This is a genomic window from Dysosmobacter welbionis (assembly GCF_005121165.3).
Lineage (GTDB): Bacteria > Bacillota > Clostridia > Oscillospirales > Oscillospiraceae > Oscillibacter > Oscillibacter welbionis.
This window is the reverse complement of the sequence record NZ_CP034413.3, coordinates 1,664,842-1,679,603: the sequence shown is the minus strand read 5'-3', so window position 1 is coordinate 1,679,603 and position 14,762 is coordinate 1,664,842. Positions and strand designations below refer to the sequence as shown.

General features: G+C 53.3%; 13 protein-coding genes. 11 read left to right on the top strand and 2 right to left on the bottom strand.

Going from position 1 to position 14,762, the window contains the following annotated elements:
• Positions 1–376: 376 nt before the first annotated feature.
• The 7 genes from EIO64_RS09100 to EIO64_RS09070 all read left to right on the top strand — a co-directional run bounded on the left by EIO64_RS09100 (position 377) and on the right by EIO64_RS09070 (position 7,991).
• Positions 377–1,144 (top strand): aspartate/glutamate racemase family protein, encoded by a 768-nt coding sequence (locus EIO64_RS09100; protein WP_119311761.1) that lies wholly within the window; start codon positions 377–379, stop codon positions 1,142–1,144.
• Between the two features lie 36 nt (positions 1,145–1,180).
• On the top strand, positions 1,181–2,197 hold the full coding sequence (locus tag EIO64_RS09095) for an ABC transporter permease (protein WP_025544126.1): 1,017 nt from the start codon (positions 1,181–1,183) through the stop codon (positions 2,195–2,197).
• 2 nt (positions 2,198–2,199) lie between these two features.
• Positions 2,200–3,093 (top strand): ABC transporter permease, encoded by an 894-nt coding sequence (locus tag EIO64_RS09090; RefSeq protein ID WP_025544125.1) that lies wholly within the window; start codon positions 2,200–2,202, stop codon positions 3,091–3,093.
• On the top strand, positions 3,093–4,112 hold the full coding sequence (locus tag EIO64_RS09085) for an ABC transporter ATP-binding protein (RefSeq protein ID WP_025544123.1): 1,020 nt from the start codon (positions 3,093–3,095) through the stop codon (positions 4,110–4,112). The genes EIO64_RS09090 and EIO64_RS09085 overlap by 1 nt, the downstream gene beginning before the upstream one ends.
• On the top strand, positions 4,102–5,067 hold the full coding sequence (locus EIO64_RS09080) for an ABC transporter ATP-binding protein (RefSeq protein WP_025544122.1): 966 nt from the start codon (positions 4,102–4,104) through the stop codon (positions 5,065–5,067). The genes EIO64_RS09085 and EIO64_RS09080 overlap by 11 nt, the downstream gene beginning before the upstream one ends.
• Positions 5,068–5,142: 75 nt before the next feature.
• Entirely contained in the window at positions 5,143–6,795 is a 1,653-nt protein-coding gene (locus tag EIO64_RS09075) for an ABC transporter substrate-binding protein (protein WP_119311759.1), read from the top strand.
• A gap of 47 nt (positions 6,796–6,842) precedes the next feature.
• Entirely contained in the window at positions 6,843–7,991 is a 1,149-nt protein-coding gene (locus EIO64_RS09070; RefSeq protein WP_025544120.1) for an S-methyl thiohydantoin desulfurase family protein, read from the top strand.
• Between the two features lie 60 nt (positions 7,992–8,051).
• Here the strand turns inward: EIO64_RS09070 and EIO64_RS09065 are convergent, their stop codons facing one another.
• Both EIO64_RS09065 and EIO64_RS09060 read right to left on the bottom strand, forming a co-directional pair.
• Entirely contained in the window at positions 8,052–8,957 is a 906-nt protein-coding gene (locus tag EIO64_RS09065) for a PucR family transcriptional regulator (RefSeq protein ID WP_136891240.1), read from the bottom strand.
• 83 nt (positions 8,958–9,040) lie between these two features.
• Positions 9,041–9,706 carry a PucR family transcriptional regulator ligand-binding domain-containing protein gene (locus EIO64_RS09060; RefSeq protein ID WP_136891239.1) on the bottom strand — a complete coding sequence of 222 codons (666 nt, stop codon included), beginning with the start codon at positions 9,704–9,706 and terminating at the stop codon, positions 9,041–9,043.
• A gap of 155 nt (positions 9,707–9,861) precedes the next feature.
• On the opposite strand from EIO64_RS09060, the gene EIO64_RS09055 reads away from it, so the two are divergent.
• The 4 genes from EIO64_RS09055 (at position 9,862) to gdhA (ending at position 14,472) form a co-directional block, all read left to right on the top strand.
• Positions 9,862–10,956, top strand: coding sequence for a M20/M25/M40 family metallo-hydrolase (locus EIO64_RS09055; protein WP_119311757.1), 1,095 nt, complete (start codon positions 9,862–9,864; stop codon positions 10,954–10,956).
• A gap of 10 nt (positions 10,957–10,966) precedes the next feature.
• Positions 10,967–11,806: a hypothetical protein gene (locus EIO64_RS09050; RefSeq protein ID WP_136891238.1), complete on the top strand. Its 840-nt coding sequence runs from the start codon at positions 10,967–10,969 to the stop codon at positions 11,804–11,806.
• Complete coding sequence (locus EIO64_RS09045) at positions 11,769–13,004, top strand: pyridoxal phosphate-dependent aminotransferase (protein ID WP_119311756.1); 1,236 nt, start codon at positions 11,769–11,771, stop codon at positions 13,002–13,004. The genes EIO64_RS09050 and EIO64_RS09045 overlap by 38 nt, the downstream gene beginning before the upstream one ends.
• Positions 13,005–13,122: 118 nt before the next feature.
• A complete protein-coding gene (gene gdhA / locus EIO64_RS09040; RefSeq protein WP_119311755.1) occupies positions 13,123–14,472 on the top strand; it encodes an NADP-specific glutamate dehydrogenase in 1,350 nt (449 codons plus the stop codon).
• Positions 14,473–14,762 lie beyond the last annotated feature (290 nt).

Sequence of the window (14,762 nt, the reverse complement as noted above, 5' to 3'; positions counted from 1 at the left end):
AATAGACGCCAACGCAGTTGTTCCGGCGGCTTCATAGCGGTGTTCTACCGCCTGTCCCTATCGTCTGGCCGATGAGATACAGCAGGGGCTCCAGACGCTCCACTTAAAGTTGGGCAAATTACTGTTAAAAATCTACCCTCAGCTTCTTAAGGAAGATGTCAAGGAAAGACCATAGATGCTTACAACAGAGATTCCCTGATCCCTTCTGCTGTTCTGGACATCTAGATATATGTGAGATTTGCATAAGGGCTGTGTGTTATGATGAAAATAATGCCCAAGAAAAATGTATATTTCTACACAAAATCCAATCGTATAATTTTCAACATAAATAACACGGCAGTAGACCAAAATTAGATGATGCGAAAAGGAGGTATCTATGAGAAAGATCAGAATCCTCAACATTGTTCCGGACATTTATACAGAGGGGATCGCAGTCTCTGTAAAGGACCGTCAGGCGCTGGCCGCCGCGCTGAAGGAGGAAACCGGGGGACTGGTGGAGCTTGAGAGCAGGATCGTTGAGGGTGGAAGTGAGTCTATTGAATGCTTTTACGATTCGGCTCTGGCTGCGCCTTACATATTAAAGCTGGTGCAGCAGGGGGAAAAAGATGGCTTCGACGCCATTGTCCTGGATTGCTTTCTGGATCCCGCACTCTCTGAATGCCGGGAATTGGTCCGAATTCCGGTGATGGGGGCATGCCAGTCCAGCTGTTCACTGGCCGCCAGAATGGCCGGGCGCTTTTCTGTGATCGGGATTCTGGATAATGCCGACCGCTGTATTCGTGAAAATATCCGGTGTTATTGCTTTGAACGGCAGTTGGCATCCATTCCGGTCATTCACATGCCAGTGGTGGAACTTCACAACAGTGAGGAGGCTCTCGTGGACAAGGCTGCGGCGGCTGCCAACCAAGCGGTACGGCAGGATGGCGCCCGGGCGGTGATTTTTGGCTGTACCTGCATGAGCACGGCGGTGGATGGCGTGAAGAGAAAACTGCAGGAACACGGGATCGATATTCCGGTCATTGAGCCATTCAGAGCGGCTCTTTACGACGCACTTTCTTGTGCGTTGATGGGCGTTTCCCAGAGCAAATACGCCTATTGGCCGGTGGAAGAAAAGACACGAAAAGTCGATTGGGAACTGACGTGATCCAAATGGCTCTGCAATAGGAAAGGGGTTGGAAAAGTGCTTCGCTATATACTGAAAAGACTCTTGCAGGGAGTATTTGTTCTGATAGGAGTTTCAATTGTCATTTTCTGTCTTTCCCGCATTATTCCGGGAGATCCGGCACGGTTGGCTTTGGGGCAGCACGCGACCCAGGAGGCAGTCGATAACCTGTCAAAACAGATGTATTTAGATAAGCCACTGCCGGTGCAGTATATCCTGTGGTTTCGGGATGTGCTTCATGGCGATTTCGGTATTTCCCTGTCCACCCGCCGCTCTGTTACAGAGGACATGAAGCAGCTGCTTCCGGCGACCTTTGAACTGATTTTCTGGTCCGCCCTGTTCATGGTGGGCGGTTCCCTGATTTTGGGACGGGCGGCGGCCCGGCACCGAGATGGCATTCTGGACAGTATCATCCGTGTGTTCTCCTATATCGGAATCGCGGTGCCGTCCTTCGTGGTGGCAATTGTGCTGCTGGTCATATTCGGAAATCTATGGCAGGTAATCCCAACGCTTGGGCGATTGAGTACCGGGGTGGCACCGCCGGACACCATCACGGGCTTCTATGTGCTGGATGCCCTGGTGCAGGGACAATTTTCCACGGCGTGGGACGCGTTCCTCCATTTGCTGTTGCCCGCGTTTGCCCTTTCTCTGGGCGGTATGTTCCAGGATGCACGGCTGATGCGTTCCGCGCTGACGGACAATATGGGAAAGGAGTACATGTGCGTTTCCCGCAGTTATGGCCTGCCGGAAAAAGTCCTGATGAATCGATATCTGTTCAAGCCCTCCAGCACGTCAGTGATCACAGTTATGGGCATGGACATTGCATCTATGGTGGGCAACGCATTCATGGTGGAACAGGTATTCAACTGGCCGGGATTTTCCAAATACGGGGCAAACGCGATGATTACCAAGGACTTGAACTCTGTCTGTGCAGTGGTGCTTGTAATCGGAGCGACGTTCTTGGTGGTCAATCTGATCGTGGACGTGATCAATGCTATGGTGGACCCGAGGATCCGACTGGGAGGTGACCTGTAAAGATGGATGCAGCCAAAAAGAAAAAAGGCTTTCTGAAGCCATCCACCCGGGAGAATTTCTGTATTTACTGGTATAACTTCCGCAGCAACAAATTGTCCATGGTGGGATTGGCCATTGTGGTGATCTCCCTGATTTTCGCAATTTTTGCCCCGTATGTGGCGCCGTTTCCGGAACATGCCGGCGCCTATGTGGATCTGGCCAATGCCGGCGTGGCACCTAACGCCACGTTTTGGTTCGGGACGGATGTGACGGGGCGGGACATCCTCTCCCGCGTGATTTTCGGATTCCGCGGCGCCCTGAAAATGGCAGTGGTGGTACTGGCGATCTCTGTTCCCGTGGGGACGTTTCTGGGTCTTCTGGCGGGATATTATCACCACACCTGGGTGGACACCGTCATCATGCGCATGACGGATATTTTCCTGGCGTTGCCGTCACTGGTGCTGGCCATGACCATAGCCTCCCTCATGGAGCCGAACATGACGAATACCATGATTGCGGTGACCCTTTCCTGGTGGCCATGGTATACAAGACTGGTCTATAGTATGGCGACCGGATATAGCAAGGAGTACTTTATCAAGAATGCCGAACTTGTCGGCGCGAGCAGGGCGCATATTCTCTTCAAGGAACTGCTGCCCAACTGCTTGTCCCCGGTTTTGACAAAGATGGCGCTGGACGTTGGCTGGGTTATTCTGCTGGGCGCATCCCTGAGTTTTATCGGCCTGGGCGAACAGCCCCCCACGCCGTCCTTCGGCACGATGATCTCCGAAGGGTCGACTTACATGCCGGACTATTGGTGGATGACGGCATTCCCCGCCCTTGCCATTGTGTTTGTCATCCTTGGCTTTAACTTCTTGGGCGACGGAATTCGGGATATGCTGGACAGGGGGAAACAGTGATGGATGAAAAATTGCTGGATATTCAGGATCTCTCTGTATGGTACAAGACATATCGGGGCTTTGCCGAAGTGGTGGATCACATCAATCTGTACGTGGGTAAGGGCGAAAAAATCGGCCTTGTGGGCGAGTCCGGCTGCGGAAAGACCACAACGATGAAAATGGTCATGCGGACACTGGACGAACGGGGTATCAAGGTGGGAGAGGGGTCTAAGCTCCTGTTTGGCGGTGAGGATATCCTGGCCATGGATGCGAAGGCGCTTTTGGATCTACGGCGCCGCAAGATCTCCATGATCTCCCAGTCGCCCATGGCGGCATTGAACCCTGTATTCACGATCGGCCAGCAGATGATGGATGTGCTGAAATACTCCGGGCAGTTTGATAAGCATGACAAAAAGGGAATGCTGGACGCGGCCCGGAAGGCGATTGACAGCGTGATGATTCCGGACCCGGACCGCATTCTGAACTCGTACCCGCACCAGTTATCAGGCGGTATGCGGCAGAGAATCTGCATTGCCACATCGCTTCTGACGCCCCGTCAGCTGCTGATCGCGGATGAGCCCGGTACCGCGCTGGACGTCACGGTTCAGGGGCAGATCCACAAGCTTCTGCGCAGGCTGGTGGAGGAGGAAAAGCGCTCTTTGATCATGATCACCCACTCGCTGGGCGTGGTCCGAGAGCTGGTGGACCGTATTTACGTCATGTACGCGGGAAACATCGTGGAGAACTGCGATACCGCTGAGCTTTTCAAAAATCCGCTGCATCCGTATACCCAAGGCTTGCTGGCATGTGTGCCGCGGCTTACCGGCGGCGGAATTTCAGCCGGCATTTACGGCTACATTCCAAGTTATGTAAATCCACCAAAGGGGTGCCGGTTCTTCAACCGCTGCCCTCATTGCACAGAACGCTGCAAGCAGGAAAAACCGGGCACATACATGGCTGCAGAAAATCATGCGGTGTCCTGCTTCCTCTATGAGGACAAGGGACCTGCCAAGGAGAGGGGAGACGGCCATGTCGAATGAGTTATTGACATTAAAGAACCTGAAGCAGTACTTTCCTGTGGGAAAAGACCGGTTTGTGCGGGCAGTGGATGGCGTGGACCTGACCATCAACCATGGGGATGTCATGGGCCTTGTGGGTGAGTCCGGCTCCGGAAAGAGCACGATTGCCTATACCGTTATGGGCATGTACGGGATGACGGGCGGCGAGATCGACTTTGAGGGCGAGGTTTTCACAAAGGAGACCAAGCGGAAGAGGAGCATGAAATTCCGCCGCGAGGCGCAGATCGTCTTTCAGGATCCCGGCTCTTCCCTAAACCCCTATCAGGATGTGCGCAGCATTCTGAGTCTGCCGCTGAAGGTACATAAGGTAGTTCCCAAGAACGAGATTGACGATAAGATCCTTGAGATTCTGGAGATGGTAGAACTTCCCGCCGACTTCATGTACAAGTCGCCTAACTCCATCGGTGGCGGTGAGAAGCAGCTGGTCTCCATAGCCCGGGCACTGTGCTGCAATCCCAAGTTCATCATTCTGGATGAGCCAACCTCTTCTCTGGATGTCTCCATCCAGGCCAAGATCATCAACATGCTCATCAAGCTGAAGAAGGAGCAGAACCTCACCTATATGTTCATCACCCACGACATGGGCGTAATGCGGAACGTCTCCAACCGGGTGGCGATCATGTATCTGGGCAAGATTTGCGAAATCGCCCCCACCGAGACATTCTATCGAAATCCGCTGCACCCCTATACACAGATGCTGCTGTCCTCGATCCCGGTAGTTTCGGAGGAGGACGAGACCATCAAACCAAAGGCAGTGGAGTGCGTGGGGGAAATTCCGTCCCCGGTCAATGTGCCGACGGGCTGCAGTTTTCACACCCGCTGCCCCTACAAATGCGAGCGGTGCACAAAAGAAGACCCGGTGATGCGGGAGGTGGAGCCAGGGCATACGGTCCGCTGTCATTTGATAGATAAATAGGGCATTCTCTCTGTACACGCTTTTCGGCTGCCGCCGGAGGTGTAAATTATACGACTGTAATAAAGGAGGAAGATTATGAAACGAATTCTTGCATTGGTCCTGGCCCTTTTGAGCTGCGTCGGCCTGCTGTCCGGGTGCGGCGGAGACACTGCGGGCGACCCGGCAGACGCTCAGACGGGAGACGGCACCCGCCCCAGCATCATCCGCTTCTCTGCGGACAGTACGCCCAAGATTGATCCGGCGGTGATTACGGACTTGGTCGGCAGCGTATGTGTTGAAAATCTGTATGATAATCTCACCTATCCAGATGAAACGCCGAACCTGGCCACCGATTGGGAGGCCAGCCCGGATGGATTGGAGTATACCTTCCATCTGAAGGAGGGCGTGAAGTTCCACAGCGGAAACGACCTGACAGCTTCCGATGTCGTGTTTTCCTTTAACCGCTTCAAAACGATTGGACAGGGATTTGCGTACCTCTTCGACACCGTGGAGGAATGCGTGGCGGACGATGATTACACAGTGAGATTTGTTCTCGCCGAGCCTCTGGGTTCTTTTATGGGCATCATCTGGCACCTGTACATTTTGGACGAAGAGACGGTCATGGCCAATATTGTGGATGACGGCACCTACGGCGAATATGGCGACTATGCCATGGCCTGGCTGCTGGACAACGACGCTGGCTCTGGTCCCTACACAGCTACAGAGATGGTGCATTCTGATTATTTCCTAGCAAGCCGCTTCCCTGACTGGCATATGGGCTGGGAGGGCCGCGAAAATGCCCCCGAGCAGTTTCAGGCTATTTATCTGACTGAGCCCAGTACCCAGCAGACTATGATGGCCAATCAGGAGCTGGAAATTTCTTCTCCGTGGTTTGCTCCGGAAAACTATGAGGCGTTGGATGAGATTGAGGGGGTTGAACTGGCATTTACCACATGGGCCTGCACCCAGTATATCTTCTTTAATACGCAGGCCGCCCCCACAGACGATCTGAACTACCGCAAGGCGTTGTCCTGCCTGCTGGACTATGAGAGTTTCCTCGGCCCTGTATTCTACGGCGCAGAGCGTAGCGTCGGACCGGTCTCCTCCGCAATCAACGGCCATAACGACAGCTGTACGACTTATAACTATGATATTGAGCAGGCGAAGGAATACTTGGCCCAGTCGAGGTATGCGGACACATATCAGGACATTGAACTGGAGTGTTTCCTCCTGGATTCGGCTCCAGCTCTGGAAAAAATGATGCTGTCCCTGCAGGCCAACTGCGCGCAAGTCGGCATCACTATGAATATCCGGAAGGGTCCCTGGCTGACCTATCAGGAGCAGATTTCCAACCCGGATAGTGCGCCGAATGTATCTACCTGCAACATCACGCCCTCTGTCAATGACGCCGCTTCTGTGATGCGCACTCTATTTGGCAGCGCAACCCAGGGAACGTTTGAGAATCCCACCTGGGTTTCCACGCCGGAGCTGGATGAACGGTTGGACACTGCTGTCACCATTCTGGATACAGATGAGAGAAATGCCGCTGCCATGGAACTGCAGGACTATGTGATGGCAGAGCTGTGTGCGTCGGCACCAGTCGCCGATATGGCGAATCCCTATGCGTATCAGTCCACATACATTGATTGGCCTGTTGCGGACTATTACAATGAAACCGGTGAACTGAAGTATTATGCGCTGGGCATGGATATGTACATGCCAGACATCAGCATTTATACAGATCGGTAATCCTACGCAACAGTTATATGATAAGTTAGAAAGTGAGGAGCGCTTTTATGGTTGCGTTTGAGTTAAAGACAAAGCAGGATATTCAGGATTTTGCCACTGGCTGCTGCTTCTTCGGCTGCGGTGGCGGCGGTGACCCTGAGGCCGGCATCGTAGCCCTGACAGAGGTGTTGGAGAAGGGGAAGCCCCTCCAGGTAACCAGCTTTGACGATCTGAAGGATGATGACACCTATGCGTCTGTTTTTCTGATGGGCTCTATCGCCCCCAAAACAGATGAGATCATTGCCAAGCAAAAGCGCAACGGCGTGCCCGTTGATCCGCCCTATTCTCCCCAGGAGATGCTTTCCAAGTCCCTGGATGTCCTGGAGGAATACACCGGGAAGAAGATCAGCGCATTGTTTGCCATTGAGCTGGGCGGCGGAAACAGCTGCATGCCCATGTCCGTTGGATTCGACAAGGGCCTGACGTATATCGACGCGGACGCCGCGGGGCGTGCCTATCCGCAGATGACCCAGGCGCTGCCGCTTGTTATGGATAAGCCCTGTCTGCCGGTGGCCATCGTCAACGGCTATGGCGACACCAATATCTTGACGCGCTGTGTGAACAGCCAGATGATCGAGCGCAACGGCAAGATGCTGGCTGACTCCGGCTTCGGTATGGTAGCCCACGCGTGCTACATCATGTCCGGTAAGGAAGTCAAGGACGCGCTGGTCCCCGGCACGCTCAGCCAGTGCTTCAAGATTGGCAAGACCATTCGGGAGGCCAACGAGGTAGGGAAGGACCCCGTGGCCGCGGCAGCGGAAGCCGCCGGCGGTTATGTTCTGGCAAAAACGAAGATGGTCAAAAAAGAGGGAAAGACCATCGACGGCCTGTACTATGGCACGCTGGAGCTGGAAGGTGTGGACGAGTTTGCTGGCAATACCTATAAGCTGTGGTTCGAGAATGAGTATCATGTGATGTGGAAGAACGGCAAGCCATGGATTACCAGCCCTGATATCGTTCAATGCGTGGATACAAAGACCTGCCATCCGTTGACCAACACGGTAATTGAAGTTGGCGACTTTGTCAGCATCGTAGGCGTGCCCGCCCGGGAGCAATACAATTCAGGAAAGCCATTCTCCGTTATGAACCCCCGCTACTATGATTTTGAGTTTGACCATGTTCCGATGGCGGAAGTCCTGCGCCAAGAAAACGCCTGAGTATCTGCCGTGAAGAAGATTCCCGGTTGTCGAATGAGTTGCATCGACAACCGGGAATCTTTAAATATCGCCGGAATCAGAGGAACCCTTCCGCACGTATAAGCCCTCTAAAATAAACGCGAATTCAAACTGGCGGCGCAATGGCAACTGAAAAGGATCCTCCTTATACAGAGATACAATTTTTTGCTTGCGCTGAAGAACGGTGTTTTTATGAAAAAACAACTGTTCGGCAACCAGATTGTAATTCATGTCGCAGCGCAAAAGTGCGCGGAAGGTCTCTTCCAAGGCACCGTTTCGGGTTTGATCATATTGCCGGACAGGGGCTAAAAGACGGTCAATCAACTGCGGGACCAGTCCAGGGTCGGCCTGATAAGTCTGAAGCAGCATCATATAGGCGGGAAACTCCTCGCTGTCCACACAGGTAGAGGGCGCAAAACCAGAGGTTGCAATTTGCAGCGCCAGTCTTGCGGTTTCGTAGCTGGTTTGGATATCCCGCACACTTTTACAGCGATATCCAATTCCGGCGGAAACCTCAATATTTTTGCGCTTAAGGACCCGCTGGAGAGAACGGGCTACCTGCAAAATCGTTTGCTTGGGCGTCTGAATATGGAGGATTACGACCTTATCACTCAGTACACAGCAGATACTCCTGTCCCCTAAAGCGCTGAGTTCGCTTTGCACCAACTCATAAAAGTCACATTTTAAAGAAGCGATTTTCTCCTCGCTGTATTGTTTGATCAACTGCTTGAAATTGCAGATATCCAGCACAATACATCCCTCTACCTGGGAGATGTCGCAGTGAATCGCTGTGCTGCGGCGAAAGATATCCTCTTCAGATAGATGGATGGTCAACAGATCCCGTATAAAATCTGTGCGCAGTTTTTCTTGCTGCTGGCTGATGCTGATCTGGCTTAGACTGGAAATGCTCAAGGCATTGCAGATCTGGGCAATCGCAATTTTATCCAAATCAGAAAACCTGCACCCTACAATTACCAAAGTGCCAAAATAGAATGCCTTATTATAGATTGGGCGCAGATAGAGCTGCTCATCTATCCCGGGCAGGAAATGGTCTGGCTGGAATGGTGGAGCAAAAACTCTGAGAAATGATTTTTGATATACCGTTCAACCATCTGGATTCGCGCTCTGGAAAAGCCGGAGATGTAGATGGGCTCGGCATTTTGATCAAAGTACATCACGCGCTTTTCCAGCATATGTTCCAGAGACATGACCAGCGAGGAGTTGTTCCTGCTCTCCATCAGCAGTTCCGTCACATATTCATAGATGTCAATGGCGTCTCGCAGCTTTTGATTATCAAGCCCCAAAAGCGCATCGGATACAGCACGGATAATCTCTTTGTAGCCTACCAGAGAAAACATCACAATCAAAGGAAAATCCAGTTCGTTGCACACATCAATGAGCTCCTGAGAGACGTCCTTTAAAACTGTTCCCACATAACAGAGGACAAGCCCGGCAGCTCCGCTCTTGTTCAGGCGTCGGATGGCTTCCACCTGCCGCTCAGGATGGTCGACCAGGGCATACATTGAGGAAATTTCCAAAGAGGCACCTCGAACCAGCTCTGAGGAAAACCATTCTGTGATATCCACCTCCATCACGCTGACGTGCTCAACTTTACGGGTAACACCGTTTTCCCCTGCGATTACCTTGCCGGTGGCAAAGGGCTTCAGCTTTAATACATCGGCGACGGTAAGAGCCATTTCACATCCCCTCCTGAGCTGTTATACATCTGCGGGTGTTCGGGTGACTACTAGCAGAAAGGTTTCGTGGACAATTTAACATATTATAGCATGTTACGATCAGTTTGCCAATGACAAAGAGACGCATTTTGCGGAATGAATGAGAGGATGTTAGTATGAACAAAGAACGTTTGCTGCAACGCTTTCTCCAATATGTTACCTGTGCCAGCGAGACCTATCAAGAGCGAGAATTTTGCATCATGATGGAGGAAGAATTGACTTCTCTTGGACTCCATTGGGAACGACAGGAGATTGGGGAAATGTTCGGCTCCAACGGGTGGAATCTCCATGCGATTCTACCAGGTACAGGCGCTCCTCTGCTTCTTTGCGCCCATATGGACACTGTGGCCCCGGGCTATGGGATTTCTCCTATTTTGAGAGATGGGGTCATATACAGCGATGGAACCACAATTCTAGGCAGTGATGATAAAGCCGGTATTGCTGCAGCTATGGAGGCTGTCCAGACGATTGTTGAGAAAGGCTTGCCGCATCGGCCGATCGAATTTCTGCTGACTATCTGTGAGGAAAACGGCATTCTCGGCTCCAAATACGCTGACTACAGCAAAATTATCAGCAAAGAGGCCATTGTTTTAGACAATGAGGATGTGGGGCACTTGGTGAACCAGGCGGCTGCATATATGAAGATTCACTTTTCTATCCAAGGAAAGAGCGCACATGCGGGCGTTTCTCCTGAAAAAGGCATCCATGCTCTGAAAGCTGTGGCAGAGTGTATTTCCGGCATCGAATGCGGCCGTGTGTCGGAAATTAGCGTTGTCAACGTGGCCAATTTGCTCTGCCCCGGGCAAACCAACATCGTCCCAGAGAAAGCGGATTTTGATGTGGAGGTTCGCTCCTACGAGGAGGAGGAGCTCCAGTCGATTGTACAGAATATTTGCGGCCACGTGGAAAAGGTTTGTCAGGCCTGGGGCGCAAAATTCTGCAAAACCGAGAACCGGGTCTCTAATGCGTTTTGTATTCCGGTTACCGCACCCATTATTGAAAAGACCTGTGAGGCCATGCGCAGTATTGGCATCACACCGGTCATTGAACAGACGCTCGGCGGCAGCGACATCACATGGCTGGTTGAAAATGGTCTGGCTGCTATCAATATCGGGGTAGGTATGCAGGAAGTTCACGGGTGCAAGGAACATATCCTGTTTGAAGACATGATTTCGACAACAGAAGTTTTGCTGAGGGTTTTGACAACATGAGGTAAAAAATTTGAAACGTGTTCAGATTTTTTTGAGTGTGAATGCCGCAAAGTGGCTGATTGCCGAGGCAATTTCCAGGCGGCCGGAAGTTCAGACCGCACTGGAAAATGGAACATTAATTTTGAAGGGCGGAACCACAACCTCCTGTCTCAGCGCCATTCTGACGGGATCGCACCTGAGGCTGTGCGGCCGGGTAACATGCCGCGGGGCTGTGGCCAATTTGAAAGAGAGCTCCAATCCACATACGGTACTTCTCAGCCGGCAGGGCATACGGTCCCTGGATGGCTTGGAGAGAGATGCCTTTTTGAAGTTTGGACCGGAATGTGTATTGGTTACTGGAGCGAATTTAATTGATTGCAGCGGCGGAGCGGCTCTTCTTGCGGGGAGTCCCGGGGGCGGTAGCTATGGCGCGGCGCTTAGTGCCATTGAGACCGAAGGAATCCGGGTCCTCATAGCAGCAGGGACAGAAAAACTAACGTCCGGAAATATCTCATCAGCAGTAGCGTTGTCTCAAAGAAAACATGTCTCAGCCTCCCATGGGATGGCCTGCGGACTGCTTCCATTAGCTGGAGAAGTGATTACGGAGTTGGATGCCATCTCTATGCTGGCGCCTGTGAAATCAGTCCTGATTGGAAAAGGCGGCATTCAAGGAGCGGAAGGCGGTTCTCTCATTCAAGTATGGGGGGCGGACAGAGATGTAGACGCCATTTGGACGCTGGCGGGACAGTGCTCTACCCGCCCGCTGGGTGGATGTGAGGAGAGCCTTCTGGAATGTCGTCCTGGTGCGTCGGGCTGTCGGGAGCATCTCTCCTGTGTATACCGAGGACAACATGCGCATGGATATGCCTAGACCGAATAATGGAACTCGAAAGGACAGAAAGGAAAATATAGATATGTCAATAGTTTCGAAGAAAAGCAAGCAGATTCCTGGCTCTCTAATTCGAGAAATGTTCGCTATGCAAGCAGGAATGAAGGATGTCATCAGCTTCGCGTTGGGGGAACCGGACTTTACGGCCCCGCAGCATGTCGTTGATGCGACGGTAGCCTCCTTTCGGCGCGGGGAAACCCACTATACGCCCAATACCGGCATTCCTGCTTTGCGGAAGGCCGTGGCTGCGACTTATCAGGCGCGGGGGCTGGATTATCAGCCGAGTGAGATCCTGATTGGGGCCGGCGCAATCAGTCTGCTGAATCTTGCCTGCACCGCCATGTTGGATATCGGAGATGAGGTGTTGCTGCCAGACCCCGGGTGGGCCAATTACAAAGGCCTGATGATGCAGGTAGGTGCCGTCCCCATTCCTGTGAAAGTCAAGGAAGAAAACGGATTCATGTACGAGATTGACGACCTGCGGAATGCGATTACGCCAAAGACCAAAGTTATCTTGATCAATTCGCCTTCCAATCCAACCGGCGGTGTAGCCAGCGCGGAAAACCTGCGCCAAATTTCGGATCTGGCAAAAGAGCGAAACCTGTATGTTCTTACAGACGAGATTTATCGCGAACTGATTTGGGATGGGGAGCCTTATACCAGTATTGCCAGTTTTCCGGGGATGAAAGAGCGTACAGTAGTGGTAGACGGCTTTTCTAAGAAATATGCTATGACAGGCTTTCGTTTAGCTTGGAGCGCTGCGCCTTTAGAAGTCACGACTGTTATGACAAAGCTTCTGGAAAACGTACTTTCTTCTGTGAATGAAGGCGTTCAGTGGGGCGGGGTGGCGGCGCTTACAGGAAACCAGGACTGCGTGGAAGAAATGAAGTGCCAGTATCGCCGTCGCCGGGAGCTGATTGTCAAGGGACTCAATAATATTGAAAAGATTAGCTGTCTGTGGCCAAAGGGCGCATTCTATGCATTTGCCAATATTTCCGGGACTGGACTGAAATCCCAGGAGTTTGCGATGCGGCTGCTGCAGGAGCAACATGTGGTTGTCGTGCCCGGCACAGGCTTTGGCCAAGGCGGCGAGGGATTTATCCGCCTGTCTTACGCCACCAGCGAGAAAAGCATCCAGGAGGGGTTGCGGCGAATGGAGGCTTTTGTAAAGGGCCTTTGAGCCCACAGAAGCTTGGGGAAATATACGCCTTACATTTTCGAAAGGAAGGATTGTCCGTTTTCCTAATTCGCAAGGTTGAGAACTGTTCTTGATAAAATAAAGGAGGATTAAAACAGCCATGAACACATATCTCACCAGCGTGATCGAGAACGTGAAGAAGAAGCACGGCAACGAGCCGGAATTCGTGCAGACGGTGGAGGAGGTGTTCTCCTCTCTGGAGCCGGTGATCGAGAAGCACCCGGAGTATGAGAAGGTGGACCTGCTGAACCGGATGGTGGAGCCGGAGCGGATGTTCACCTTCCGGGTCTCCTGGGAGGACGATCAGGGTCAGTGGCACACGAACATCGGCTACCGGTGCCAGTTCAACGGCGCGCTGGGGCCCTACAAGGGCGGCCTGCGGTTCCAGGCCAACGTATATCCCGGCATCATCAAATTCCTGGGCTTTGAGCAGATCTTCAAGAACTCTCTGACGGGTCTGCCCATCGGCGGCGGCAAGGGCGGCGCGGACTTCGACCCGGCGGGGAAGTCGGACGCGGAGATCATGCGGTTCTGCCAGGCGTACATGCAGGCGCTGTACCGGTACATCGGGCCGGACGTGGACGTGCCTGCCGGGGACATGGGCGTGGGCGGCCGGGAGATCGGGTATCTCTTCGGCGAGTACCGGCGGCTGAAGGGGGCCTGGGAGAACGGTGTGCTGACGGGCAAGGGGTTCTCTTACGGCGGCAGCCTGATCCGGCCGGAGGCCACGGGCTACGGCGCGGTATACTATCTCCAGAACGTGCTGGAGCACGAGGGGGAGCGGATCGCGGGCAAGACCATCGCCTGCGCGGGCTTCGGCAACGTGACCTGGGGCATCTGCAGGAAGGCAACGCAGCTGGGGGCCAAGGTGGTGACATTGTCCGGCCCGGACGGATATATCTATGATCCGGACGGCGTAGCCACGGAGGAGAAGATTGCGTATCTGGTGGAGATGCGCTCCAGCGGCCGCAACCGGGTACAGGACTACGCGGAGAAGTTCGGCGTGGAGTTCTTCCCCGGTGAGAAGCCTTGGGGGGTGAAGGCGGATGTGGTGATGCCCTCGGCCATGCAGAACGACGTGCACATGGAGCAGGCGAAGCAGATCGCGGCCAACGGCGTGAAGTACTACATTGAGGTGGCGAACATGCCCACCACCAACGACGCGCTGCGGTTCTTGATGGAGCAGCCCGGGATGATCGTGGCGCCCAGCAAGGCGGTGAACGCAGGCGGCGTGGCCACCAGCGCACTGGAGATGGCGCAGAACAGCGAGCGGCTGGTGTGGACGGCGGAAGAGGTGGACGCGCAGCTGCACCGGATCATGAACACCATCTACCAGATGAGCGTGGAGGCTGCGGAGGAGTACGGCCTGGGCTACAACCTGGTGGCGGGCGCCAACATCGCCGGCTTCAAGCGGGTGGCTGAGGCCATGATGGAGCAGGGCGTCTTTTGAGGCGAGGCCTCTCACGGATCCTCAGCCGCATAGCCTGAATACAAACCACCCAGAACAGGCAGATGCGGCCGCTCCCCTCTCGCGAGGTTTGAGAACTGCAGTTTCACGCAATGTCTGCCAAAAGCCAAAGGGCGCCGGGGTGCCACCCGACGCCCTTTGATTTTGCGCCCTTTAATATGCGGCTCCATAAATGCGCGGCTGCATATTGATTTCCCCGACCCATGAAAGTCTTGTTTCTGTCTGCTACAGCATCATTTTAGCTTTAAAATTTTGCTCCCCTGGCCAGTTGC

Excerpts from the sequence above, each read along its gene's own strand:
- EIO64_RS09100 (WP_119311761.1), top strand. The coding sequence starts at position 377 with ATGAGAAAGATCAGAATCCTCAACATTGTTCCGGACATTTATACAGAG.
- EIO64_RS09090 (WP_025544125.1), top strand. The coding sequence starts at position 2,200 with ATGGATGCAGCCAAAAAGAAAAAAGGCTTTCTGAAGCCATCCACCCGG.
- EIO64_RS09085 (WP_025544123.1), top strand. The coding sequence starts at position 3,093 with ATGGATGAAAAATTGCTGGATATTCAGGATCTCTCTGTATGGTACAAG.
- EIO64_RS09080 (WP_025544122.1), top strand. The coding sequence starts at position 4,102 with ATGTCGAATGAGTTATTGACATTAAAGAACCTGAAGCAGTACTTTCCT.
- EIO64_RS09075 (WP_119311759.1), top strand. The coding sequence starts at position 5,143 with ATGAAACGAATTCTTGCATTGGTCCTGGCCCTTTTGAGCTGCGTCGGC.
- EIO64_RS09070 (WP_025544120.1), top strand. The coding sequence starts at position 6,843 with ATGGTTGCGTTTGAGTTAAAGACAAAGCAGGATATTCAGGATTTTGCC.
- EIO64_RS09060 (WP_136891239.1), bottom strand. The coding sequence starts at position 9,706 with ATGGCTCTTACCGTCGCCGATGTATTAAAGCTGAAGCCCTTTGCCACC.
- EIO64_RS09055 (WP_119311757.1), top strand. The coding sequence starts at position 9,862 with ATGAACAAAGAACGTTTGCTGCAACGCTTTCTCCAATATGTTACCTGT.
- gdhA (WP_119311755.1), top strand. The coding sequence starts at position 13,123 with ATGAACACATATCTCACCAGCGTGATCGAGAACGTGAAGAAGAAGCAC.